The organism is Chondromyces apiculatus DSM 436 (genome assembly GCF_000601485.1).
GTDB lineage: Bacteria > Myxococcota_A > Polyangia > Polyangiales > Polyangiaceae > Chondromyces > Chondromyces apiculatus.
This window is the reverse complement of sequence record NZ_ASRX01000020.1, coordinates 100,919-123,444: the sequence shown is the minus strand read 5'-3', so window position 1 is coordinate 123,444 and position 22,526 is coordinate 100,919. Positions and strand designations below refer to the sequence as shown.

Annotated in this window: 21 protein-coding genes; 10 read left to right on the top strand and 11 right to left on the bottom strand. The window is 67.4% G+C overall.

The window, feature by feature from the left end; translation table 11 throughout:
- Nucleotides 1-8: 8 nt before the first annotated feature.
- The 4 genes from rplT to CAP_RS15040 form a co-directional block, all read right to left on the bottom strand.
- On the bottom strand, nucleotides 9-365 hold the full coding sequence (gene rplT / locus CAP_RS15055) for a 50S ribosomal protein L20 (RefSeq protein ID WP_044241149.1): 357 nt from the start codon (nucleotides 363-365) through the stop codon (nucleotides 9-11).
- A 19-nt stretch (nucleotides 366-384) separates the two neighbouring features.
- Nucleotides 385-582: a 50S ribosomal protein L35 gene (gene rpmI / locus CAP_RS15050; protein WP_044241148.1), complete on the bottom strand. Its 198-nt coding sequence runs from the start codon at nucleotides 580-582 to the stop codon at nucleotides 385-387.
- 246 nt (nucleotides 583-828) lie between these two features.
- Entirely contained in the window at nucleotides 829-2,484 is a 1,656-nt protein-coding gene (gene pyrG / locus CAP_RS15045; RefSeq protein ID WP_044241147.1) for a CTP synthase, read from the bottom strand.
- A 263-nt stretch (nucleotides 2,485-2,747) separates the two neighbouring features.
- A complete protein-coding gene (locus CAP_RS15040) occupies nucleotides 2,748-3,101 on the bottom strand; it encodes a hypothetical protein (RefSeq protein ID WP_044241269.1) in 354 nt (117 codons plus the stop codon).
- 981 nt (nucleotides 3,102-4,082) lie between these two features.
- Between CAP_RS15040 and CAP_RS15035 the strand changes: the two genes are divergently transcribed.
- Both CAP_RS15035 and CAP_RS15030 read left to right on the top strand, forming a co-directional pair.
- Nucleotides 4,083-4,565, top strand: a complete 483-nt coding sequence (locus CAP_RS15035) for a roadblock/LC7 domain-containing protein (protein ID WP_044241146.1) — start codon at nucleotides 4,083-4,085, stop codon at nucleotides 4,563-4,565.
- An 11-nt stretch (nucleotides 4,566-4,576) separates the two neighbouring features.
- Nucleotides 4,577-5,167: a GTP-binding protein gene (locus tag CAP_RS15030; protein ID WP_044241143.1), complete on the top strand. Its 591-nt coding sequence runs from the start codon at nucleotides 4,577-4,579 to the stop codon at nucleotides 5,165-5,167.
- Between the two features lie 162 nt (nucleotides 5,168-5,329).
- On the opposite strand, the gene CAP_RS15025 is transcribed toward CAP_RS15030, so the two are convergent.
- The 3 genes from CAP_RS15025 to CAP_RS15015 all read right to left on the bottom strand — a co-directional run bounded on the left by CAP_RS15025 (nucleotide 5,330) and on the right by CAP_RS15015 (nucleotide 8,947).
- The gene (locus CAP_RS15025; protein ID WP_156040820.1) at nucleotides 5,330-7,381 is read right to left on the bottom strand and encodes a hypothetical protein; all 2,052 of its coding nucleotides are present in this window, start codon (nucleotides 7,379-7,381) and stop codon (nucleotides 5,330-5,332) included.
- 298 nt (nucleotides 7,382-7,679) lie between these two features.
- On the bottom strand, nucleotides 7,680-8,249 hold the full coding sequence (locus tag CAP_RS15020) for a peroxiredoxin family protein (protein ID WP_044241140.1): 570 nt from the start codon (nucleotides 8,247-8,249) through the stop codon (nucleotides 7,680-7,682).
- Nucleotides 8,246-8,947, bottom strand: coding sequence for a TlpA family protein disulfide reductase (locus CAP_RS15015; RefSeq protein ID WP_231511479.1), 702 nt, complete (start codon nucleotides 8,945-8,947; stop codon nucleotides 8,246-8,248). Before CAP_RS15015 ends, CAP_RS15020 begins: the two co-directional genes overlap by 4 nt.
- A gap of 289 nt (nucleotides 8,948-9,236) precedes the next feature.
- Here CAP_RS15015 and CAP_RS44640 point away from each other — a divergent pair, with 289 nt between their 5' ends.
- From CAP_RS44640 to CAP_RS14995, 4 genes are all read left to right on the top strand, one after another.
- On the top strand, nucleotides 9,237-10,556 hold the full coding sequence (locus CAP_RS44640) for a hypothetical protein (RefSeq protein WP_156040819.1): 1,320 nt from the start codon (nucleotides 9,237-9,239) through the stop codon (nucleotides 10,554-10,556).
- Nucleotides 10,557-10,863: 307 nt separating this feature from the next.
- Complete coding sequence (locus CAP_RS15005; protein ID WP_156040818.1) at nucleotides 10,864-12,180, top strand: hypothetical protein; 1,317 nt, start codon at nucleotides 10,864-10,866, stop codon at nucleotides 12,178-12,180.
- A gap of 165 nt (nucleotides 12,181-12,345) precedes the next feature.
- Nucleotides 12,346-13,446 (top strand): Mrp/NBP35 family ATP-binding protein, encoded by a 1,101-nt coding sequence (locus CAP_RS15000; RefSeq protein WP_044241138.1) that lies wholly within the window; start codon nucleotides 12,346-12,348, stop codon nucleotides 13,444-13,446.
- Nucleotides 13,447-13,570: 124 nt separating this feature from the next.
- Nucleotides 13,571-15,508, top strand: coding sequence for a S1 RNA-binding domain-containing protein (locus tag CAP_RS14995; protein WP_044241137.1), 1,938 nt, complete (start codon nucleotides 13,571-13,573; stop codon nucleotides 15,506-15,508).
- 44 nt (nucleotides 15,509-15,552) lie between these two features.
- Here CAP_RS14995 and CAP_RS14990 read toward each other — a convergent pair whose 3' ends face one another.
- From CAP_RS14990 to CAP_RS14975, 4 genes are read right to left on the bottom strand one after another with little or no spacing between them, the layout of a single operon-like run.
- Nucleotides 15,553-16,788 (bottom strand): ABC transporter permease, encoded by a 1,236-nt coding sequence (locus CAP_RS14990; protein WP_231511478.1) that lies wholly within the window; start codon nucleotides 16,786-16,788, stop codon nucleotides 15,553-15,555.
- Nucleotides 16,785-18,005 carry an ABC transporter permease gene (locus CAP_RS14985; protein ID WP_044241135.1) on the bottom strand — a complete coding sequence of 407 codons (1,221 nt, stop codon included), beginning with the start codon at nucleotides 18,003-18,005 and terminating at the stop codon, nucleotides 16,785-16,787. The genes CAP_RS14990 and CAP_RS14985 overlap by 4 nt, the downstream gene beginning before the upstream one ends.
- The gene (locus CAP_RS14980) at nucleotides 18,002-18,769 is read right to left on the bottom strand and encodes an ABC transporter ATP-binding protein (RefSeq protein WP_044241134.1); all 768 of its coding nucleotides are present in this window, start codon (nucleotides 18,767-18,769) and stop codon (nucleotides 18,002-18,004) included. Before CAP_RS14980 ends, CAP_RS14985 begins: the two co-directional genes overlap by 4 nt.
- Before the next feature lie 8 nt (nucleotides 18,770-18,777).
- The gene (locus CAP_RS14975) at nucleotides 18,778-20,055 is read right to left on the bottom strand and encodes an efflux RND transporter periplasmic adaptor subunit (RefSeq protein ID WP_081864903.1); all 1,278 of its coding nucleotides are present in this window, start codon (nucleotides 20,053-20,055) and stop codon (nucleotides 18,778-18,780) included.
- Between the two features lie 82 nt (nucleotides 20,056-20,137).
- Between CAP_RS14975 and CAP_RS14970 the strand changes: the two genes are divergently transcribed.
- The 4 genes from CAP_RS14970 to CAP_RS14955 all read left to right on the top strand — a co-directional run bounded on the left by CAP_RS14970 (nucleotide 20,138) and on the right by CAP_RS14955 (nucleotide 22,523).
- On the top strand, nucleotides 20,138-20,665 hold the full coding sequence (locus CAP_RS14970; protein ID WP_044241133.1) for an FKBP-type peptidyl-prolyl cis-trans isomerase: 528 nt from the start codon (nucleotides 20,138-20,140) through the stop codon (nucleotides 20,663-20,665).
- Between the two features lie 177 nt (nucleotides 20,666-20,842).
- Complete coding sequence (locus CAP_RS14965) at nucleotides 20,843-21,073, top strand: hypothetical protein (protein WP_044241131.1); 231 nt, start codon at nucleotides 20,843-20,845, stop codon at nucleotides 21,071-21,073.
- Entirely contained in the window at nucleotides 21,070-21,363 is a 294-nt protein-coding gene (locus CAP_RS14960; protein WP_044241130.1) for a DUF1844 domain-containing protein, read from the top strand. The genes CAP_RS14965 and CAP_RS14960 overlap by 4 nt, the downstream gene beginning before the upstream one ends.
- 137 nt (nucleotides 21,364-21,500) lie before the next feature.
- Nucleotides 21,501-22,523, top strand: coding sequence for a S1C family serine protease (locus CAP_RS14955; protein ID WP_231511477.1), 1,023 nt, complete (start codon nucleotides 21,501-21,503; stop codon nucleotides 22,521-22,523).
- Nucleotides 22,524-22,526: the final 3 nt, after the last annotated feature.

The window sequence follows — 22,526 nt, the reverse complement described above, 5'->3', positions numbered from 1 at the left end:
CGCCATGCTCAAGGGGTGGCGGCGCCGGTCGCTTGAATCACCTGACGGAACGAAGCCGGCTCGTGGATCGCGAGATCCGCGAGCACCTTCCGGTCGAGAAGGATGTTCGCACGCTTCAGGCCACCGATAAGTCTGGAATAGGTGGTGCCATTGAGACGTGCTGCCGCATTGATGCGGGCAATCCACAGCCGACGGAAGTCGCGCTTCTTCAGCTTGCGGCTGATGTAGCCGTACTCCCAGGCGTGGCGCAGCACTTCCACGGCCTGACGGAAGCGGTTCTTCCTGCCGAGGAAGTACCCTTCCGTCTGGTTGAGTACGCGGTTGCGTCGGCGACGAGCTTTGAATCCTCTTTTTACGCGCGGCATTGTCTACTCCGACCCATCCTCAGCCGTAGGGAAGAAGCAGCTTGACGCGCTTCTCCATCGCCTTGTCCACAGTGTCGTTCTTGCGGAGACGGCGGCACCGCTTCTTGCTCTTTTCCTGCATGCAGTGGTTGAGGCCGCCTTTGCTGCGACGAATGCGGCCCGAACCCGTCACTTTGAACCGCTTGGCGGCAGCGCGGTTGGTCTTCATCTTCGGCATGATGATGGTCCTGAGTTGCTCCTTAGGGCCGCTGCTCCCGCACGTGGGAGAGCTGTTCCGAGCCACTATGGATGCACGGTGGGGACTTATGCCGAGGTTCCGCTGGGTGTCAAGACTTATCCAGGATCCAGCCTACCTGCTCGGGCATGGACGTGAGTCCTGTTACGTCCTCCATGGCTGGCATGCACAGGCAGTCCCGCGCCTCGCCCGGGCCGCGACGCATCACGACGGCGGCCCAGAGGCAAGTTACTGCGCTTCGACCGCGCCCGGCTGCTCCATCCGCCGGATCCGCTGACGCTCCATCGCCGCGCGAATGAACCGCGCGAACAGCGGGTGCGCATTGTGGGGCCGGCTCTTGAACTCGGGGTGGAACTGACAGCCGATGAAATAAGGATGGTCGCGGAGCTCGATCATCTCGACCAGCCGCTGATCGGGCGATACCCCCGAAAACACCAGCCCCGCCTGCGTCATGACCTCACGATATTTGTTCGCGACCTCGTACCGGTGCCGGTGTCGCTCGGCTATCGAGAGCACCCCGTAGGCCTCCGCGGCCAGCGTCCCCTTTTCGAGGATGCATGGATAGGCACCGAGCCGCATCGTCCCGCCCTTCTCGACGATGCCTTTCTGGTCGGGCATCAGGTCGATCACCGGGAAGGCCGCCTCGCGGTCGAACTCCACGGAGTTCGCGCCAGCCATCCCGCACACATGGCGGGCAAACTCCACGACCGCGAGCTGCATGCCGAGGCAGATGCCGAAGAACGGAATCCCCTGCTCCCTGGCGAACCGGATCGCCCCGATCTTCCCCTCGGTCCCCCGGTCGCCGAACCCACCGGGCACCAGGATGGCGTCGAGGTGCCCCAGCATGCTCCCCGTGCCTTGCGAATCGAGCTGCTCGATCTGCTCCGAGTCGATGTACTCGAGGTCCAGCCGCACGTCGTTGTGCAGGCCACCATGGACGAGGGCCTCGTGCAGCGACTTGTAAGAGTCGCGCAGGTGCACGTACTTGCCGACCACCCCGATCCTGACGTTGCCGCGGGAGGGCTTCTTGAAGCGCTCCACGATCCGATGCCAGGAGGACAGGTCGGGCTGCCGCGCCCAGATGTTGAGCAGCTCCGTGAGCTTCTCGTCGATCCCTTCCGCATGAAGCGCCAGCGGCAGCTCGTAGATGCACGCCACATCCATGGCCGCGACCACCCGGTCCACGGGCACGTTGGAGAACAGGGCAATCTTCTCCTTCATGTCCCGTGGGAGCGCCCGGTCGCAGCGGCACAGGAGCACATCCGGCTGGATGCCGATGGCCCGCATCTCCTTCACCGCGTGCTGCGTCGGCTTCGTCTTCATCTCGCCCGCGGTCGCGATGAACGGGACGAGCGTCACGTGCACGGACAGCGCATTCTGCGAACCCGATTCGATCTTGAGCTGCCGGATGGCCTCGATGAAGGGAAGGGATTCGATGTCGCCCACCGTCCCGCCAATCTCGACGATCGCCACGTCGGCGCCCTCGGCCGCCGACTGAATGCGCAGCTTGATCTCGTCGGTGACGTGTGGAATCACCTGCACGGTCGCGCCGAGATACTCGCCCCGGCGCTCCTTCGATATCACCGCCTCGTAGATGCGACCGGTCGTGAAATTGTTCTGCCGCGTCATGCGGGCCAGGGTGAAGCGCTCGTAGTGTCCGAGATCGAGGTCGGTCTCGGCACCGTCGTCCGTCACGAACACTTCGCCGTGCTGGTATGGCGACATCGTGCCGGGATCGACGTTGATGTACGGATCGAGCTTGATGTTCGTGACCCTGAGCCCACGTGCTTCCATCAGGGCGCCGATAGAGGCTGCGGCCAGTCCCTTGCCGATTGAAGAGACAACGCCGCCTGTAACGAAGATGAACTTAGTCCGCTTACTCATGACCTCTCTCGGGCTGTGACATGTAACGCACGGCCGCTCCGACGAAAATACAATTAGGGGTCCGGGGCTACCTTCAGCCGCCTCCACATTCGATCTGCGGGCGTGCTGTGGGCGAGGGCACCCCTGTCAGATATTTCCGCCCATGCTAGGCGGTCTGTGGTCCACGTCAATAACCCTCTCCCCGAGACCGCGCCACCACCTGCACCAAGCTTCCGCCGGCCGGCGCCCACCTGCAGGGCCCGCTTCGACGGCTCCGCGCGCTTCTATTCGGCCTGGAGCGAGCTCTCGGGCGCGGAAGTCGGCTCTGGCGTCGGCGCGGGCGCCGCGGCAGCGTCGTTCTGCAGGCTCTGCTCGCTCTCGTCGAAGTTGCTGGTCTGACCGAGCTGCCGCCTGCGTGTCGCTGCGTACTCGACCCGATCGCGGGTCTGACCGTACGTATAATAAGCTGACCATTCCTCCCAGCACGCCTGGCGTATGGTCGGCTTCACATCCATCATCGTATCCAGCGCCATACAGCGCTCGAAGCGCACGTCACCTTCGTAGACTGCATTGAGCCCGGCGCCGCATCCCGTCGCGGCCAGCGCGGTCAGCCCGAAAAGGACGACGCCAGGGTGCATCCACCGACGGATGAAGCCTGGACACGAGGGCCAGCAGAGCGCTTTCGAGCAGCAAGACGTCGCGCAAGACGTCGCGCAAGACGTCGAACGCATCTGGAGGAGGCGATCAGTCCAAGGTAGCCGGAAAGACGTCATGTGGTTGCGCTCGCCTCTGAGATGCCGTAAAGGGGTGTCCCCGCAAAACGCCCGCCTCACGACAGGCGGTATCTGAACTGTGGAGCCTGTATGTTTCTGATGCTGTCGAGAGTGCCCCGTAAGAGCAACCGGACGAAAACTAGACGTTTGCGCGCCAAGATGAAGGCCAAAAATCGCGGACGTCGCAACCGCGTCTACGGCCGCTAGGTCCTGGCCCGGCGGGGGCCCTCCCGGGCCCTCCACTTCCTGCCGGGCATCGCACCATCGATCCTCGTCGACCTGGCTCCGCAGGTCTCCCGACGCACCTGGCGCTACATCATGGCGCCTCTCCAGCTCCATCCCCGAAGTTTGCTCCGTCTTCCGCGGTGCGGCGTGGCGCTTGAGCTTTGGGCCCTCGAGCCTTGAGCCTTGAGCCTCAGGAGGCCCGAGACGTACCCCCACCATGTGGCCAGAGGGACCAAAAACCGTTGCTGGACAAGGACAAGCCGTGTAGATCATACAAAGATCCAGCCCCGGATCGCAGGTGATCCATACGTCGATGTGGCATCCGAGCCGGGTTTTGAGCAGGGCCAACACTGGATGGTTGTTCTGGGAAGGGCCACCTTGCTCGACCGTGCCTGCTTCGGATAGAACCTGGTTGAGATGAACTCGGTGAGCGGCCGAGCAGGTTCGCGCCACTCCCCGGCAACAGTTGAAGCGTAGTCCGATCAAATAGGGATGTTACCGCAGTGGCGGTATCAATCCTGTGAAGTGGGGGGCCACAGGGCGCCTCCCATGAGGTGGGGCCGCTGGAGCGACGCCCGACATGCCCGAGGGCCCCATCGAGAGAGTGCGGGCGGAGGAACGATGGTCAACCCCCAGATGGTGATGTACGAGGAGGAGTTCAATCAGATCCAGAGCGTGGTGGATCGCCTCGTCAAGGACGCCAATGCCAAGGTCGTGTTCATCGTCGACAAGAACGGCCAGTTGATTGCCGCGAGCGGCGATGTCGACAACCTGGATACGACCTCGCTCGCCTCACTGACCGCGGGCAACATCGCTGCCACCGGCGGCATGGCGAAGCTCCTCAAGGAGAACGAGTTCGCCACCCAGTTTCACGAAGGTGAAAAGGCCAACATCCACATTCAGCTCGTCGGCAACCGGGTCATCCTGGTGGTGATATTCGACTCCAAGTCGAGCCTCGGCCTGGTTCGGCTCCGCGTGCGGAAAGCGAGCGAGGAGCTGAATCACATCTTCGAAGCATTGCTCCGGAAGGTGCAGGAGCCTGGCGCCGATTCGCCATTCGCCGAGATTACCGACGAGGACATCGACAACCTGTTTAACGATTAGGAGCGCGCTCGATGAGCTTCATCAACTACATGGCGCGCGAGATCAACTGCAAGATCGTCTATTACGGGCCCGGCCTGTGCGGGAAGACGACCAACCTGCAGTACATCTACGAGCGCACCAATCCGGAAGCGAAGGGGAAAATGATCTCCCTCGCCACGGAGACGGACCGGACTCTGTTCTTCGATTTCTTGCCGCTCGCACTGGGCGAGATCCGCGGCTTCAAGACCCGGTTTCACCTCTACACGGTGCCGGGGCAGGTGTTCTACGACGCGAGCCGCAAGCTCATCCTGAAGGGCGTCGATGGCGTGGTGTTCGTGGCTGATTCGCAGGTCGCCCGCGTCGAAGCCAACCAGGAGTCGGTCGAGAACCTTCGCACCAACCTGGCCGAGCAGGGGTACTCGCTCGACAAGATTCCGTACGTCATTCAGTACAACAAGCGGGATCTCCCCGAGACCGGCACCGTGCCCGAGCTTCGTCAGCTTCTCAACCCGCTCGGCGTGCCTGACTTCGAAGGCGTGGCGCGCACTGGCGTGGGTGTCTTCGACACCCTGAAGGCTGTCGCGAAGCTCGTCTTGACCGAGCTGAAGAAGGGCGGCCCCTGAGCCCTTCCCTCGCCGGCGTGTGAACGCCGGGGTCCTCTCCTCACCGAACCCGTCCAGCAAACCCGCCCGAGCTTCCAGGAGATCACGCCCTGAAGCTACGGGAAAATCACGCCCTGAAGCTTCAGGGCCGTGACTTGCGCGCGCCGCCGTCGACGCACCGGATCAGAACCTGGAGACCAGCTCCAGGCGCACGCCTTCCAGAGGCGGGAAGAAGCGGCATACCCCGGAGACGCAGCGCAACCCACCGCGCCGCTGCCCCACGAACAGGTTGACGGTGTCGAAGATCTGCTCGGGCAGCGTGTCGTGGTTCGTCGCCTTCCACTGCAGGCCGCCGTTGAAGTAGTGGCAGAAGCCCTCGGTCCTTCCGGGCTCGCACCCCTCCTGCGACGTGTACTCGACGCCGAAGATCCCCACCAGGTTGGGGGCCCACTGTAGCGCCGTGTAGTTCTCGCCCTCGATCCACACCCGCACGAAGTTCTCAGGCCGGAAGCGACGCCGGTGGTTGCCCTGGAACTGCAGCGAAAACGCGCCGGCCAGGTGCTTCACGATGTCGTAGCGAACGTACGTCTCGCTGTAGAACAGCTCTCCTTCTCCGCCGACGAAGCCGCTGTACGGCACCTCCGTCTCGGTGCGCCGGAAGCCCGCCCAGACGCGCGCATGGGAGCGCCCCTTCTCGAACTCCAGGTCCGTCCCGGCGCCGTAATCCCAGGCATTGGTCTGCTTCTCGCGCGAGGTGTCGCAGGTCTCGTTCTCGGGGTCGAGCTCCGACCAGCTCACGTAGCGGCCGAGCCACGCATAGACCGCCGAATCGGGCCGGAACCGGTAATCGGCCCGCGCCCGGCCCGCGGTGATGCACACGTTGGGAGCGCCGATGGGCTCGATGTAGATCGGCTCCGCCGTCGGAGGCTGGCTGTAGTTCACCAGGCTGAACTCCGGCGCCCCGAACCCCACGCCCGAGATCGGATCCGCGTCGATGTTGGCGGCGAGCGGGAAGAAGCGCCGGTAGTGCTTCCCCTCCAGCGCCAGCGTCAGCGGCCCCCCGCGCGCGTTCGCGGAGGCGTACACCGCGTAGCCCGAGAGGTCCTCCGCCGGGGTGCGCGTCAGGTCCAGGTGACCGTCCCGGAGCTGCTGGCCCACCACCTCCACGTAAGCGTCCCCGTGATCGGCGATGGACGGGATGTTCAGCGAGCCCCCGAAGTTGCGAATGGTGTCGTGCCGCCGCGAGGCATTGTTGCGGGTGAACTCCGGGTACTGATTGGCGCATCGACCCTGGATGAGGTTGTTGCCCGAGCGCAGCTCGTCGTCTCCGCGCTCGATGCAATCGAGGTACTCCCGGGTGTACGACTTCCGCAGCAGCATCGCCCCGTTCGCCGCGAGCTGCACGAGATCGGTCCCGGCCTCGACGCGCCCGCCCACGACCGTGTCTTCGAGGTAGCTCGGGCGTCCGAGCTGGGTGACGTTCACCGTGTTCCCCTGCGCATCGGCGAAGGCCTCCACGCTCTCCAGATCGGTCACGCTCCCCCGGCCGGGAAAGCCGAAGAACAGCGGTGACCCGTCCCCGTGCAGCCGCCGACCGCTCACCTCGTCGATGCGCAGCGGGTTCATCTGGCCCCCGAAGAAGGTCCCGCCCAGCCGGAGCGGCCCCACCGCCTGATTGACCGTCAGCTTCCCCCCGCGCACGGTGGTATCGATGGCCAGCTCGTCGAGCTTGCGCACGCTGAACACCAGCCCGCGCCCGAGCTGCGCATAGAAATCGCCGACCGTGGCCTCCACCCCCGATTGCGAGTAACTGACGTACAGCTTGGCGGGATAGTAGGTATTGAGGAACCGCGTATTCAGCTCCCGCACCAGGTCCGGCCGCCCGAACACCACCTCGTCCGAGGAAAAGAGGCGCTGGAACTCCGCGTCCCCGGGCGAGGGCGTGATGAAGTACGTGGCCGTGTCGACGCGCACCCCGAGCTGCAGCCGCCACCAGAAGAACTGCAGATTGAAGCGATCGATCCACTCCCCGAACTGATCGTCGACGTAGCGCGTGGGGTAACGGCGATCGTCGTTGCGGTTGTCGAATCGGTAGTCGACGACAGCGGTGTTCGTCAGGTCGAGCGTGACGGGCTTGCCATCAATGGCGCCGATCTCGGCAGCTCCCGCGGTGCCCGAGCACACGGAGGCGAGGAGGAGCGTCGAGAGCGAGAGCGCGCGGATGTGGCTCGGCACCCGCGCCTTGTAGCATGGCCATCCAATCGCTTGGCGGTCGCTCGTGGGGCGGTGTGGTGGGACAGGTCACCGAGCCCTCGGGACAGGTCATCGACCTCTCGGGACAGGTCATCGACCTCTCGGGACAGGTCATCGACCTCTCGGGACAGGTCATCGATCGACCTCTCGGGACAGGTCATCGACCTCTCGGGAGAGATGGCTCGACCTCTCCGGACAGGTCATCGACCTCACCGGACCGGTCACCGACCTCTCCGGACAGGTCATCGACCTCACTGGACAGATGGCTCTACGCCTCTGATCAGGGGGCGGCTGCGAGGGCCTTCTCGACCTCAGCCTCCAGGGTCACCTCGTCCCCGGGCTGGTATCCTCCCCGCTTCCTCACGATCGCCCCTCGCCGGTCGACGAGGACCGTGAAAGGCAGCTCACGCTTCGGGTTGTAGCGGGCGGTGACGGACGTCTCTTCGTCGAGCAGGATGGGGAAGACCATCCCGCGCTGGTGGACCACGCTGCTCACCTGCGACCGCGACTCCGGCCCGTCGAGCGCGATGGAGAGCACGACGAAGCCGCGCTCCTTGTTCTTCTTGTACATGTCGACGAGGTGCGGCATCGCGGCGAGGCACGGGTCGCAGGTCGTCGACCAGAAGTCGAGCAGCACCACCTGGCCCTGGTAGTCCGAGAGGCGCGCCGTCTTGCCGTCCAGCGTCGGCAAGGAGAAGTCGGGGGCCTCGCCTTCCCCGGAGCTGGCTGCAGCGGGCCCGGCGCCGCTCCCTCCCGCGCCCCCGCAGGATGCGGCGGAGAGGCAGAGGACTGCGACGGCCGCGGTGAGCGCGCGGCGGGTGGAGGCCCCGAGGCGAGCGTCGCGCGTCATAGCGTCCCGTCGATGACCTTTTCGAACTTCTTCCAGAAGCTTGCGTTCGGAGAGCCCGCGACCACCTCGACGATCGACATGTCCCGCGTGTCGATGATCATGTTGGCCGGGAAGGCGTCGGCGCTGAACAGCGCCCCCAGCTTGTAGGAAGGATCGATCGCCGACGGGTAGTTCACGTCGTACTTGCGCGTCCACCGGTACAGCTCCTCCTGGCCGGCGGGAGCGCCCGGGGTGGGCCCGTCAGCGAGCTGCAGCAGGTACTCGCCGCCCACGGGCTTGTGCTTCTCGTACTTCACGGGGAGCACCTCGTCCGCCTCGTAATTGCAGGGGCCGCACCACACCGACGACACCACGATCAGCAGCGCCTTCGGCTTCGCCACGCCCGCGCCGTACTGCGCTTCCCGCCCCTCCTCCGCGTACACCGCGTTCCCGTCGGGGTTGTAGAAGTCAGAGAGATGGATCTCCTGCAGCGCGTCGTTCACCACCGCCGCGTTGGAGTAGCCGACGAACTTGTAGTTCGCGATCTTGGAGCCGATGTTGATGCCGTAAGGCCCCTCCGGGTAGGAGGACACGTCCACCGCATCCTGGCCGCTCCCCTCGGGAAAAGGAGGCGCGAGCTCCTCGCCGCCGCACCCGCTGAGAAGCGCGAGCCCTACGAGGACCGGACCAGCACGAAGCACGAGGTTGTGTTCTCGCATGAGGCTCCCGACTGCAGTTTGGTGTAGAAGACTCATTCTTCCGGGCGTATTGGTGCGAGTCAAGAGGCAGGCCAGCAGCAGCGCCTGTAATCAGGGCTCCACTCCGCGGCGGTCCGCGCTGGAGAAGCCCATCGTTCTTACCGTTGCGGCGGGCCGAGCAGCCGCACTGAGGTCGCGCATGCAGCAGTCCCCGCCCATTTCTGCCGCTCCTCCCCCTGACTCTCGCTGGCGTGGTGCGCGTGGTGCGCGTGGCGCGCGTGGCGCGCGTGGCGTGCGTGGCGTGCGTGGCGTGCGTGGCGCACTTCACGCCGTCCGGGCTGTCGCGGCGCTCGCAGCGCTCGTCGGCGCGAGCCTCGGTGGATTCGCCGCCTGCTCCTCCGAGGAGTGCGTGGGCGGGGTGCTGGTCGACGGGATCTGTCAGGGGAAATGCGAGCCTGACCTCTGCAAGGACCAGAACACGTGCGTGGCCAATCAGTGCAAGCTGCTCTGCAGCGGCCATAGAGAGTGCAATCTCGCCAGCCAGGAGTGCATGGCGGCGGTCGAGGACGACACCAGCGCGGAGATCCTGGTGTGCCAGTCGAAGACGAAGGGCGTCGGCCTCGGCGCGAGCTGCCCCTTCGGGCAGTCGCAATGTGAGTCGCTCTTCGTCTGCCCCGATGGCTCGGCGTGCGGCCCCGAAGCGTGCGGGGGTCGCCCCGATCAGTGTGCGCCGCGCGCCGACGGCAGCTCCGCGTGCCCCGACGGCACCCCCTGCTGCGCGGAGGATCAATGCATGCCGCTCTCCTGCCGCTCGGCGGGCGAGGGAGACGCGGAGGCCTACTGCACCATGGTCGGCTGCCGCAATGACGGCGATTGCGCCGGGGGCTTCACCTGCGGCGTGACCCGCGACGCCCGGGAGATCTGCGGCACCGACAAGGGCAACAGCAACGCCTGCGGCGAGTCCGACGAGCCGTGCATCGACCTGGCGACGGCCGGAGAGACCTACGTGGAGGGGTCGATGTGCGCGCTGCGCAAGACCTGCCTCAAGCGAGCTCCCTGCGATCCGTGCGAGAACGATCTCGACTGCTCCACCGCGGCGGGGATGGTCTGCACCTCCATCGGCGGCTCGAACCGCTGCGCGCAGACCTGCAATACCGACTCGGACTGCGAGATCGACTATGCCTGCGACGCGGGCGCCTGCAAGCCTCGGTTCGGGAGCTGCGAGGGTGACGGGAGCTTCTGCCAGCCCTGCCAGGACGACCTCGATTGCGGCCCCGGTGCCCTGTGCACCCCCGTGCCGGGCCTCGACAAGCAGAAGGCCTGCTTGCCCTGGGAGCGCCCGGATCCGAACGCGCCCGGCATCATTCCGGCGCTGCCCTGCACCACGGACGCAGACTGCCCGCTCACGCCGGGGGGCTTCATGCACGGCGAGTGTCTGAACGAGGACGACGGCTACGCGCCGGCCGACAGCGGCTACGGGCGTTGCTACTTCCCGTTCGACTCCACCGTGCAGAAGTACGGCTGCTGGTACGAGTGCGACGTGGGTATCCCGTTCCCCGACAACATCGTCCCGGATCCGCTGGTCGAGTGCCCCGCGGGGACCATGTGCCGCGAGGGCTTCTGCGAATGATGCGACGCACGCCGCGGCCGATCCCCGGCTCCCGGGCAGGTGTGTCCGAGTCGTCCTCACGACGCCATCGACACCTTGGAGCACCTCCGATCGCACGTTGAAATTGTGCCGGAGCGCTGCACGGGTCTGGACTGCCAAACTGGGGCGGGCTAACGTCGGCCGGCTAGTGGCTGCTAGCGATCAGGTCAGCGACCCTCGACCTGATCGTCGTCTTTCCCGCGGGATCTCACAGAGTGCGTCACTGGCGAGAACGCCCCAACCACCAGTGGCATCTTAGCCGCTCGCCTCAATAAGGAGTGCTTCGACGATGAGTAAAAAGACCAGGATGCCCAAGGGCACCATGCCTTCCCTTCGCCTTGCTGCCCTGCCGCTCATGTTCGGCGCCCTCACCGCGCCCGCGATGCTCTCGGGCTGCGATGGTGAGAACCCGCTCGGCAACATTGCCGAGCAGTGCGGCCTGACCTGCTCCGGCGGTGGTGTCCTGGAAGGCAGGGCGAACATCTCCGGCACGGCGAGCATCGACGCGTTCTTCGGCGCGGTCGTCGATTTCACCGGCGCGGCGAACGGCGTCACGGCCAATGTCCGGACCCAGCTCGACGCGATGGCAGCGAGCCTCGGGCTCGAGGCGGGCGCGCCGGCTGCGGACATCCGCGCGGCGCTCGAAGCCAAGATCAGCGCCAACGTGTCGGGTGGCCTGACCGTCAAGGCGGAGCCGCCCCGGTGCGAGGCTTCCGTCGAGGTGACGGCGAGCGCGGCGGCGTCCTGTGACGTCAACGTGGACCCGGGCAGCGTCGAGGTGAGGTGCGAGGGCTCGTGCACCATCGACGCGTCGGCGCAGGCCGACTGCTCCGCGAACGGCACCCTGACCTGCAAGGGCCAGGCGCCGAACCTGGAGTGCGAGGGCAAGTGCACGGGTGACTGCGACCTCGAGGTCGCGGCGCAGTGCGAGGGCACCTGCCGCGGTACCTGCAACGGCGAGTGCTCCGTCCGGGACTCGGCGGGCAACTGCAAGGGCACCTGCTCCGGCACGTGTGAGGGCACCTGCGAGCTCACTGCTGGCGGGAGCTGCACGGGCAAGTGCGAGGGCTCGTGCGAGTACACGCCCCCGAGCGGGAGCTGCTCGGCCAACGCGGAGGTCCGCTGCGAGGCGAGCGCCCAGGCGAACGTCCAGTGCAAGGGCGGCTGCGACGGCAAGGTGACCCCGCCCTCGGTCTCCGCCGAGTGCAAGGCGTCTGTCGAGGCGAAGGCCGAGGCGAGCGTCGAGTGCAAGCCCCCCTCGCTCGAGGTGAGCTGGCAGTTCGCGGCTGGCGTGAACGCCGACGCTCAGGCTGACTTCCGGGCCTGGGTCGGCAACTTCAAGGGCCAGTTCTCCGCCCTGCTCGCGGCCTTCGCCAAGGCCGAGATTCTCGTCGACACCGGCGCGAACCTGATCGGGGCCGCCGATGGCGCCGTGAAGGGTGTCGTGGACAACCTCTCCGCCTCTGCCGACCTCAAGGCCAGCATCGGTGCTGGCTGCGCCCTCGCCGAGCTGCCCAACGTGGCGACGGCGATCAACGGCGCGGCTGGCGGCCTCCAGGAGAGCGTCAGCGCCGTCGTGGAGATCCAGGGCGCCGTGGGGATGTAGTCCCCTCAGCACCCACTCGGGTCACGGCGCGCCCGTCCGGATCTCGATCCGGGCGGGCGTTGCCTTTTTGTGCGCCGCGGTGACCTCCGGGCGGCGCGCTCCGTGTCTCGGTCGTCCGTTTCTCGGTTGACTGAGTCTGGGCCCGGTCCTAACAGCCATGGCCCCATGGCCATCACCGTAGATGCAGCCGTCACGGCCCTCGACAAGGTAATCGCGCCAGACCTGGATCGGCCGCTCACCGAGACCGACCGCATCCGAAAGCTGGAGGTCAATGAGGACGTGGTCTCCATTCAAATCGAGATCACCAGCCCGTTCCGCGAGCCCCTCGCGTCGAACGTGCGCGCCGCCCTGGAGGCCGCGGGAGCGAAGGAGATCAAGATCACCTGGGATCTCCAGGTCCCGCCCCGGGTCATTCAGGAGGACGATCCGAGCCCGCGGGTGAAGAACATCGTCCTCGTAATGAGCGGCAAGGGGGGCGTGGGAAAGAGCACGGTGGCGTCCAATCTCACCCTCGCGCTCAGCCGCGCGGGGGCCAAGGTCGGCATCCTCGACGCGGACATGTACGGCCCCAGTGTCCCCACCATGTTCGGGGTCATGGGTCGGCCCACCTCGGCGGACGGGCAGAGGTTCCTTCCTCTCGAGCGCTTCGGGGTGAAGCTCATGTCGATCGGGTTCCTGATCGAGGACGCGCGCTCCGCGGTCGTGTGGCGGGGGCCCATGCTGCAGAATGCGCTGATGCAGTTCATGCGCGACGTGGACTGGGGAGACCTCGACTACCTCATCCTCGATCTCCCGCCGGGCACTGGCGACATCGCCCTCACCATCTCGCAGAAGCTGCGCACCACGGGCGCGGTGATCGTGACCACGCCCCAGGAGGTCGCGCTCCAGGACGTCTACAAATCGGTCTCCATGGCCCAGAAGGTGGGCATTCCGCTGCTCGGGGTGGTGGAGAACGAGAGCTATTTCGTGTGCGATGGCTGCAGCAAGCGGCACGAGATCTTCGGCTCGGGGGGCGGGCAGCGCATCGCGGAGTTCGCCGAGGCGCCGCTGCTCGGCCAGATCCCCATCGTCCCGGCGGTGCGCGAGTGGGGTGACGCGGGGACGCCCATCGTCCAGGCGGCGCCCGAGAGCGACGTGGCGAAAGCATTCAACCAGGTGGCTGAGCGGCTCGCGTCCCAGGTGAGCGCTCTGGGGCTCTCGAGCGCGGGTGGCCTGCGTATCGACCGAAGTGGCGGGGTCAACCGTCGCCTGCCGATCATGCGTTAGCAAGGGCTCGCGCTAGCGCGTCGGGTAGGATATGGTTCGGCCCCCTTTCACCCGTAAGGAAGGGGCGACGGATGCAAGCGCGGCTGTGTTCGCCTTGTGAATGGGCCCGTCGCATGAGGCGCGAATGAACAGCGACGAGAACAACACCACGCCGGCTCAGACATCCCAGGAGCAGGTCGACCAGAGCCCTCCTGCATCTCCCTCGAACAGCGGATCCGTCGAAGCTTCAGCGCCTCCGCAGGCTGCTGAAGGCGCCGCTCCTGCCGAGGCCGCGACCGACGCCCCCAAAGCGACGGGTGCGGCGGGTGCGGCGGGTGGCGCGAGGGACTCCGAACAATGGGCTGACGACCAGCCGGGAGACGACATCGGCAACCGGGTGCGCGGCTCGTCGGTGCCCGACGACATCGGCAACCGCCGCCCGGGGGAGCGCGCTCCTGCTGCTGCGGGCGAGGCCGATGCTGCTGGCAAGAAGAAGCGGCGTCGTCGGCGCAAGGGCCCGGGTGAAGGAGCGCAGGCCGGTGGGGGCGAGGCGCAGCAGGCGGGTGACGCCGAAGACGGCGAGTCGTCGCAGGAGAGCGGCGACGGCGGTGACGGCGACGGCGGTGACGGCGGCGAGGGCAGTGAAGCGCAGGGTGGTGGTGAGAAGCAGAAGCGGCGTCCCGGCAAGGGGCAGCCGCCTCAGCTCCGGGAGCGCCCGGCGTTCAGCATTGGCGAAGAGGTCTTCGGCCGGGTCAGCCGGGTGACGGAGCACGCCGTCTGGATCGACATCGCTGGCAAGGCGACGGGGCTCTTCGACCGCCGCGAGTTGATGGACGACGAGCCGCCGGCGGAAGGCGATCAGTTCATCGCCACGGTGGCGAGCACGGGGATGCGCGGGGGCATGTTGGTGCTCTCGCGTTCCACGGCGAGCCTGGACGAGACCCGCACCCGCATCGAGGCGGCGTCGTCGAGCGGGGATCTGGTCTCCGGCTTCGTGACCGGGGTGGTCAAGGGCGGTCTCGAGGTCGACCTGGGTGGGCTGCGGGCGTTCGCGCCTGCGTCGCACGTCGATCTCCATCACGGGGCGGACCTCAACTACCTGGTGGGGCAGCGGCTGGATTTCACGGTCACCCAGTACGCGAAGAAGGGCCGCGACATCGTGGTGTCGCGCCGGCACGTGCTGGAAGAGGAGAACCGCAAGGCGCGGGTCGCGGCGCTCAGCAGCATCGAGCCTGGCTCGGTGCACAAGGGCATCGTCCGCAAGGTGGTCGCCTGGGGCGTCTTCGTCGCCTTGCCTGATGCGGGCAACGTCGAGGGCCTGGTGCACCTCACCGAGGCCAGCCACGATCGCGGGGCGAAGCTCACCGAGATCTTCAGGCCGGGCAGTGAGATCGAGGTCAAGATCCTCCGCATCGACGAGAAGGGGAAGCTGTGGCTGAGCCGCAAGGCGACCACGGTGGATCCCTGGGAGGCGGCGAAGGAGAAGTACGCGGTCGGCTCGCGCCACAAGGGTCGCGTCGCGCGGCTGCAGCCGTTCGGGGCCTTCATCGAGCTGGAGTCGGGCATCGACGGCCTGATTCACACGGCCGACCTGTCGATGAAGCCGATTCAGCACCCTGGTGAGGTGGTGAAGGTCGGCGACGAGATCGAGGTGACGGTCTCCAACTGCGATCCGGCGGGTCGTCGTATTGGCCTCCACCCGGCGCTTGCGGAGGGGGATGCCAGTGAGCCGCGCCAGCGCGTTCAGCAGGGCCGCTCCGTCAAGGTGGCGGTCATGCAGGCGACCGAGGCGGGTCTGATCGTGCGGGTGCTCGGCGTCACGGGCCGCGCGGCGCGTGGCTTCATCCCGGCGGGGCACACGGGGACCCAGCGCGGCACCGATCTGCGCAAGGAGTTCCCTGTCGACATGCAGTTCGACGCCAAGGTGATCGAGGTCGATCCGCGCCGTGGCGAGGCGAAGCTGTCGATCCGGGCCCTCAAGGAGGACACGGAGCGTCAGGCTTACCAGCAGTACCGCGCTGGCGTGGCCCGCGAAGCGAAGTTCGGCACCTTCGCCGACCTGATGAAGCAGAAGAACAGCTAGAGGCAGTTCAAGAGCTGATCGGCGAAGCGTCGCCGGTCAGCTCTTCATTCGCGGCCGAGGGCCTGGACGGGGTCCATCTGGGCGGCGCTGCGGGCGGGGAAGAAGCCGAAGATCAGGCCGATGGCGGTGCTCACGCCGAGGGCCATCGCGAGTGACGCGGGCTGCAGCTCCATGGGCCAGTCGAGTGCGGTGGCGAAGGCGAAGATGGCGCCGTAGCCCACCAGGGTTCCGGTGATCCCGCCGAGGGTGGCGAGGAAGAGGGACTCCAGCAGGAATTGCAGCAGGATGTCGGCTTCGCGGGCGCCGATGGCCATGCGGATCCCGATCTCGCGGGTCCGCTCCGTCACCGAGACCAGCATGATGTTCATCACCCCGATCCCCCCGACGACCAGGGACACGGCGGCGATGCTGATGAGCAGTGCCGACAGGGCCCCGTAGATGGTCTCCTGCATGGCCCGGAACTCGTCCTGGCTGCGGACCCGGAAATCGTCTTCCTCGCCGTCGCGGATGCGGTGACGGTGGCGCAGGATGGACTCGACCTGCTTCTTGGCGCGGTCGGTGGTGCCTTCCGAGGTCGCGCTCAGCATGATCCCGTGCACCTCGGAGGGGCGCGTCGCCAGGATGAACGAGCGCATCGTGCTGGCGGGCATCGCCACGATCTCGTCCTGGCTCTGACCGAAGGGGGAGGGGCCCTTCTCCTGGAGGACGCCGAGCACGCGGAACGTGTGCCGACCGATGCGGATGGTGCGGCCCACTGGATCGAGGGGGCCGAACAGGGTGGAGGCGGTGAGCTTGCCGATCACCACCACGCGTTCGGAGATGGTCTCGGAGGTCGGGCTCCACAGCGCGCCCTCGCTGACGCCCCAGTTGCGGATGGAGAAGTAGTCGGTGCGTGTCCCGATGAGCGAGGTGCTGGTGTTGTTGTTCTCGAACAGCACCTGTGCGCTGGAGCGCAGGAAGGGGGCGGCCCAGCGAACGCTGTTGGCCTCGCGGGTGATTGCCTGCACGTCGAGTTCGGAGAGGCGGGAGCGCTCGGCGGCGTTGCGGACCCCGGAGGCGCGGGTCGAGCGGGAGAAGACGATGAGTGCGTTCGAACCGAGGCCGGAGATCTGGCCCTGCACGCGCTCGCGGGCGCCGGTTGCCAGGGAGGTCACGGTCACCACGGCGGCGATCCCGATGGTGATGCCCACGATGGTGAGCGAGGCGCGCAGCTTGTTCCGGCGGATCGCGCGCACGGCCATGGGCAGGGCCGAGAGGAAGGCGCGGAGGAGGGTGATCACTCGCGCCTCAGGGCCGTGATTGGATCGAGCCGGGCGGCGCGGCGGGCGGGGAGGAAGCCGAACACCACGCCGATGGCGGTGCTCGTGCCCAGGGCCGCGGCGATGGCGCTCATGGGGAGGGACATCGACCAGCCCAGCGCGCTGGCGAGGACGGCGACGACGCCGGTGCCGACGCCGAGGCCGATGAGGCCGCCGATGAGGGACAGGGTCACGGCTTCCACGAGGAACTGCACGAGGATGTCGAGCTCCTCGGCGCCGATGGCCATGCGGATCCCGATCTCGCGGGTGCGCTCGGTGACGCTGACGAGCATCACGTTCATCACCCCGATTCCTCCGACGAGCAGCGACACGCCGGCGATGGACGAGAGGAGGACGGTGAGCGTGTCGAAGATCTGCTCCTGGGATTTGCGGATCTCGGCCTGGGTGCCGATCCGGAAGTCGTCCTCGCCGCCTTCCTCGATGTGGTGGCGCTGCCGCATGATCTCCTCGATTTGCCGCACCGCGCGGTCGACGGTGCGCTCGGAGGTGGCGGAGGCCATGAGCTGGTCCACGCGGCCGGGGGTGGTGGGCATCACCCGGGCGCGGAAGCTGCCGATGGGCATGAGGAGGCGATCGTCCTGGTCTTCGCCGAAGGAGGACTGGCCCTTGCGCACGAGGACGCCGACGACCCGGAAGGGGTGCTTGCCGATGCGGATGTACTGACCGAGGGCGTCGTTGGAGCCGAAGAGGGCCTCGCGCACGGTCTCGCCGATGACGCAGACCTTGGCCTTGAGCTGCTCGTCGGACTCGGACCAGCTCTCGCCCCGGGCGAAGGAGAAGGAGCGCACCTTCCAGTAGGAGCGGGTGGTGCCCATCACGCTGGTGGCGACGTTGCGCTCGCTGGCGACCACCTGCATGGACACCGAGCTGAAGGGGGTGACGTCGCTGACGCTGAGGGCTTCCTCGAGGATGGCGCGCCCGTCGTCCTCGGTCATCGCGGCCTCCTCGCTCTTGCGGGCGCCGGAGGCCTGCGACGACTGGGGCCAGATGTAGATGATGTTGGTGCCCATCGCGGAGACCTCGCCGAGCACGCGCTGCCGGACGCCGAGGCCGAGCGCGACCACCACGACCACTGCGGCGACGCCGATGAGGATGCCGAGGATGGTCAGGGAGGCGCGCAGCTTCGCGCGGACGATGGCGCGGAGCGCGATGCGGAAGGCGGCGAGGAGTGCCCTCACGCGGTGTCGCCCTCGTCGGGGGGCGGCAGCTCGGCGAGCGCGGAGGCGGCGTCGAGGGGCTGCTCGTTGCGGGCGTCCCTGCGGACGGCGCCGTCGCGCATGGTGATCACCCGCCGGGCGCAGGCGGCGATGTCGGGCTCGTGGGTGACGAGGACGATGGTGATCCCGTTTTGCCGGTTGAGGTGCTGGAGCAGGCCGAGGACTTCGAGGCTGGTACGGGTGTCGAGGTTGCCGGTGGGCTCGTCGGCGAGGAGGAGGGGAGGGGAGGTGACGAGGGCGCGGGCGATGGCGACGCGCTGCTGCTGGCCGCCCGAGAGCTGGTTGGGGGTGTGGTGGAGCCGCTGGCCGAGGCCCACGGCTTCGAGGGAGGCGAGGGCGCGCTGGCGACGCTCTGCCGCGGAGATGCCGCGGTAGACGAGCGGGAGCTCGACGTTTTCGAGGGCGGTGGTGCGGGGGAGGAGGTTGAAGCCCTGGAAGACGAAGCCGATGAGGCGGTTGCGCACGATGGCGCGGGCGTCGTTGGGGCGGTGGGTGACGTCGATGCCGTCGAGCCGGTAGGTGCCGCGCGTGGGGCGGTCGAGGCAGCCGATGATGTTCATCATGGTGCTCTTGCCCGAGCCGCTCTGCCCGACGATGGCGACGAACTCTCCGTGGGCGATGGTGATGTCCACGCTCCGCAGCGCGCGGACGGTGACGTCCTCCGTGACGTAGTCCTTGCCGATGTGTTCGAGCTCGATGAGGGGCTCGTCGCGTTCCGGCGTCATGGGCTGCCTCAGAAGATGCGGGGCCCACGCCGTGCGCCGGCGTTCGGGTCGTCGGTCTCGTCGACCACCACCTTGGCGTCGCCCAGGTCGGTGAGGACGACCGTGTTCACGCCGTCCGTGATGCCGGTGTCCACGACGCGCGGCTCGATCTTCTCGGCTCCGGCGGTGGCGTCCGTGATCACCCAGATCCGCCCCTTGCGCGGGGGCAGGGGTTCGAGGGGCGGCGCCTTGATCTCCTTGCCGGCGCTGTCCTTCTCCGGGGATGGCTTGAAGCGGAGCGCGGCGTTCGGGAGGCGCCTCGCGCCCTTCACCTCTGCCGAGCGCACGGAGACGGTGGCCGTCATGCCGGGGCGCAGCTTCACGTCGGGGTTGTCGACCTCGATGATGGCTGCGTAGGTGACGACGCCGGCCTGGGTGAGGGGGCTGAACCGGACCTGGCTCACGGTGCCCTTGAAGGTCTCGCCGGGGAAGGCGTCCACGCTGACGTCGGCGCTCATCCCCTCGGAGACGCGGCCCACGTCGGCCTCGTCGATGTCGGCGAAGACCCGCATCTTGCGCAGGTCCTGGGCGATCACGAAGAGGACGGGGGCCTGGAAGCTGGCGGCGACGGTCTGCCCGGGATCGATGGCGCGATCGATGACGATGCCCTGGATGGGCGAGTAGATCCGGGTGAAGTCGAGGTTCGTGCGCGAGGAGCGGAGCACGGCGTCGATCTGGGAGACCTGCGCCTTCGAGGCCGCGAGGTCGGCCATGGCGACGTCGTAGGCGCCCTGCGCGCCGTCGAGGTCGGCCTGGGTCCCGACGCCTTCGGCGACGAGCCTCTTGGCGCGGTCGAGGCGCTGCCTGGCGGTGGTGAGGGAGGCCTCGGAGCGGACCACGCTGGCCTTGGCGACGCCGAGCTGGGCGCGGTTGGAGTCGATCTGCGCGCCGAAGAGGGTGGGGTCGATCTCGGCGAGCACGTCGCCGGCCTTCACCACGCTGTTGAAGTCGACGAAGACCTTGGTGATGCGGCCGGAGACCTGGGCGCCCACCTGCACCTCGGTGACGGGCTTGATCTGGCCGGTGGACTGGACCGTCTCCAGCACGTCTCCGTTGGTGGGCTCGGCCGTGAGGTAGCGCGGAGGAGGCGGGGGCTTCGTCCGCTCGCGCCAAACGACGCCGGCGGCGATCAGGGCGCCGAGGACGCCGAGGATGACAAGCCGGCGCCACCAGCGCGTCTTGCCGGCTTTGCTGAGTTCCCGTTCCAGCTCTTGCTTCCCCGAGGCCCGAGCAGACGCATCCGCCATGCTGCGGCGCTCATACCATGACGGACCCGCGGCTGCGCTCTGCTTGAACCCGTGGTGCGGTCGTGGCAGAGGGTCGGGCGTCATGAGTACCCTCGCCATTGGCCAAGATACGGTTGTCACTCTGGCTTACCTGCTTCTCGACGAACGTGGTGACACTGTGGAGCAGGCCACCGTGGCGGAGCCGCTGGTCTACGTTCACGGCTACGAGGAGATCGTGCCGGGGCTGGAGAAGGCGCTCGTCGGGATGGTCGCGGGTGACAAGCGCGAGATCTCGGTCGGCCCCGAGGAGGCCTTCGGGCCCCACGATGAAGAGGGCGTGTTCGACGTGGGTCGCACCGACTTCCCCGACCCCGAGAAGGTGCAGGTCGGGGACGAGTTCATCGCCCAGAGCCCCGATGGGGACGAGGTTGCGATGCGGGTGGTGGAGATCCTCCCCGAGGGTTTCCGGATGGATACGAACCACCCGCTCGCCGGGCAGACCGTGCGGTTCCAGGTCGAGGTGCAGTCGGTGCGTGCGGCGAGCGAGGAGGAGATCTCCGAGGCCCAGGACCGGCTGGAGCACCACGAGCATCACGGCGACGAGGCGTGCGGCTGCGGCCACGAGCACTGAGGAAGCCTGGATCGGGGGGGCCGCCCGTTTCGCGCGTCCCCGGTGGCATTCCGTGGCGACTCGTCGTAGGGAGTGGGAGCCGCAGGGCAGGCGCTGTGACGTGCTGAGCCCGCGGAATGGGTTGCACCAGGGTCCCGCTGACCTCAGGGGTGCAGTTGTGCAAGGAGATCACCGGGAATGACTACTTCGGGACGCAAGCTGACCGACCTTGAGCTGGATGTGCGAGTGCGGGAGCGTCTCCTGGCGGCCGGGACGATCGCGGCCGAGGACATCGACGCTCACACCGCAGGGCTCCCGGACCTGGAGGGGCAGCTAGAGTCGCTTCCCTTCGAGCAGCCGGCGCTGTCCGCGGGAGGGGGCGTCACGCGCGGCGAGACTCTCACCTCGACGGACGACGGGCTCGAATGAGCGACGCGAAGAAGCCCGGTGCGGGTGAGGGCGCGGACGGCGGGGGCCTTCCCAAGCTGGATTTCTCGACGTTCGTCCTGTCGATCATCGGCTCGGCCTACGTGCACCTCGGGGACGCGCCGAGCCCCGACGAGGGCCGGGATCTGGCGCTCGCACGGCAGGACATCGATCTTCTCGGCCTCCTGGAGGAGAAGACCCACGGCAACCTCACGGGTGACGAGGAGCGGCTGCTCAGCCAGGCCCTCTACGATCTGCGCCAGCGCTACGTAGAGGTCGCAAAAGGATCGTGACGGTAGCGGGACGGAGGCTGCTCCTCGCGCTGACGTGCCTGATCACGCAGGCCTGCGGGCGGGGCCCGGGGGGCTCGACGACAGGCTCAGGTGCGGGGGAGCTACCGTCAGGAGCCTCGTCCTCGCCGTCCGCAGTGATGGTCCCCTCCACCTCGCCGATGACGCCACCGCCTCCGCCGGCGGTGGTGAACAGCGAGGGGATGCCAAGCTCGTTCGCGCCGCTCGCGCACCAGGCCGATCCCGCGGTGGCGACGGTGAAGGCCCGAGTGGAGCGCCAGGGGCGCCTCGGCAGGCGGCGCACCGTCGCCGAGGGGCTCGGGACCGCCTTCGTGTACGACCCTGCGGGGTATCTGCTGACCAACAACCACGTCATCGAGGACGCCACCGACATCATGGTGAGCTTCGTCGACGAGCGCGAGCTGCAGGCCACCGTGGTCGGGCGGGACAAGCGCACGGACGTCGCGGTGCTCAAGGTGGAGCAGAAGGGCCTGCCGGCGCTGCCCCTCGGAGACTCGGACGCCATTCAGGTGGGCGACTGGGTGGTCGCCATCGGCAATCCCTTCGGGCTGTCCCACACGGTCTCGGCGGGCATCCTGTCGGCCAAGGGACGGACGCGCGACGACGTGAAGGGGCTGGATCCGAGCGGGTACTTCAGCTTTCTGCAGACCGACGCGAGCATCAACCCGGGCAACTCCGGGGGACCGCTGCTGAATCTCAAGGGCGAGGTGGTCGGTATCAATGCCGCCGTTCGCGCCAACGCCAACAACATCGGGTTCGCGATCCCCATCAACATGGTCAAGCAGCTCATGCCGATGCTGCTTCAAGAGGGGCGGATCCGGCGGAGCGCGATCGGGGTGGTCGTGGATTCGCTCAATGCGATCGAGGCGGCTCGACTGAAGCGGCCCGATCGCAAGGGCGCGTGGGTGAAATCCGTGAGCCCTGGTGGTCCGGCCGACAAGGCGGGGGTGTCGCCGGATGACGTGATCGTCGGCTTCGAGCGCAAGCCGGTGTCGAATCCCAACGAGCTGCGCTGGCTGGTGAGCATCGCGGGGGTGAACAAGACGGTGACGCTCCAGCTCGCGAGGCTCGAACGGACCTTCGAGGTCCGGGTGACGCTCGGAGAGCAGCAGGAGTTCACCGAGGAGCCGGAAGAGCCGTAATCC

What these genes read in the sequence shown, in the direction of transcription:
- rplT (WP_044241149.1), bottom strand. Translation starts at nt 365, where the DNA reads ATGCCGCGCGTAAAAAGAGGATTCAAAGCTCGTCGCCGACGCAACCGC.
- rpmI (WP_044241148.1), bottom strand. Translation starts at nt 582, where the DNA reads ATGCCGAAGATGAAGACCAACCGCGCTGCCGCCAAGCGGTTCAAAGTG.
- pyrG (WP_044241147.1), bottom strand. Translation starts at nt 2,484, where the DNA reads ATGAGTAAGCGGACTAAGTTCATCTTCGTTACAGGCGGCGTTGTCTCT.
- CAP_RS15040 (WP_044241269.1), bottom strand. Translation starts at nt 3,101, where the DNA reads ATGCACCCTGGCGTCGTCCTTTTCGGGCTGACCGCGCTGGCCGCGACG.
- CAP_RS15035 (WP_044241146.1), top strand. Translation starts at nt 4,083, where the DNA reads ATGGTCAACCCCCAGATGGTGATGTACGAGGAGGAGTTCAATCAGATC.
- CAP_RS15030 (WP_044241143.1), top strand. Translation starts at nt 4,577, where the DNA reads ATGAGCTTCATCAACTACATGGCGCGCGAGATCAACTGCAAGATCGTC.
- CAP_RS15020 (WP_044241140.1), bottom strand. Translation starts at nt 8,249, where the DNA reads ATGACGCGCGACGCTCGCCTCGGGGCCTCCACCCGCCGCGCGCTCACC.
- CAP_RS15015 (WP_231511479.1), bottom strand. Translation starts at nt 8,947, where the DNA reads ATGCGAGAACACAACCTCGTGCTTCGTGCTGGTCCGGTCCTCGTAGGG.
- CAP_RS15005 (WP_156040818.1), top strand. Translation starts at nt 10,864, where the DNA reads ATGAGTAAAAAGACCAGGATGCCCAAGGGCACCATGCCTTCCCTTCGC.
- CAP_RS15000 (WP_044241138.1), top strand. Translation starts at nt 12,346, where the DNA reads ATGGCCATCACCGTAGATGCAGCCGTCACGGCCCTCGACAAGGTAATC.
- CAP_RS14995 (WP_044241137.1), top strand. Translation starts at nt 13,571, where the DNA reads ATGAACAGCGACGAGAACAACACCACGCCGGCTCAGACATCCCAGGAG.
- CAP_RS14980 (WP_044241134.1), bottom strand. Translation starts at nt 18,769, where the DNA reads ATGACGCCGGAACGCGACGAGCCCCTCATCGAGCTCGAACACATCGGC.
- CAP_RS14975 (WP_081864903.1), bottom strand. Translation starts at nt 20,055, where the DNA reads ATGGCGGATGCGTCTGCTCGGGCCTCGGGGAAGCAAGAGCTGGAACGG.
- CAP_RS14970 (WP_044241133.1), top strand. Translation starts at nt 20,138, where the DNA reads ATGAGTACCCTCGCCATTGGCCAAGATACGGTTGTCACTCTGGCTTAC.
- CAP_RS14965 (WP_044241131.1), top strand. Translation starts at nt 20,843, where the DNA reads ATGACTACTTCGGGACGCAAGCTGACCGACCTTGAGCTGGATGTGCGA.
- CAP_RS14960 (WP_044241130.1), top strand. Translation starts at nt 21,070, where the DNA reads ATGAGCGACGCGAAGAAGCCCGGTGCGGGTGAGGGCGCGGACGGCGGG.
- CAP_RS14955 (WP_231511477.1), top strand. Translation starts at nt 21,501, where the DNA reads ATGGTCCCCTCCACCTCGCCGATGACGCCACCGCCTCCGCCGGCGGTG.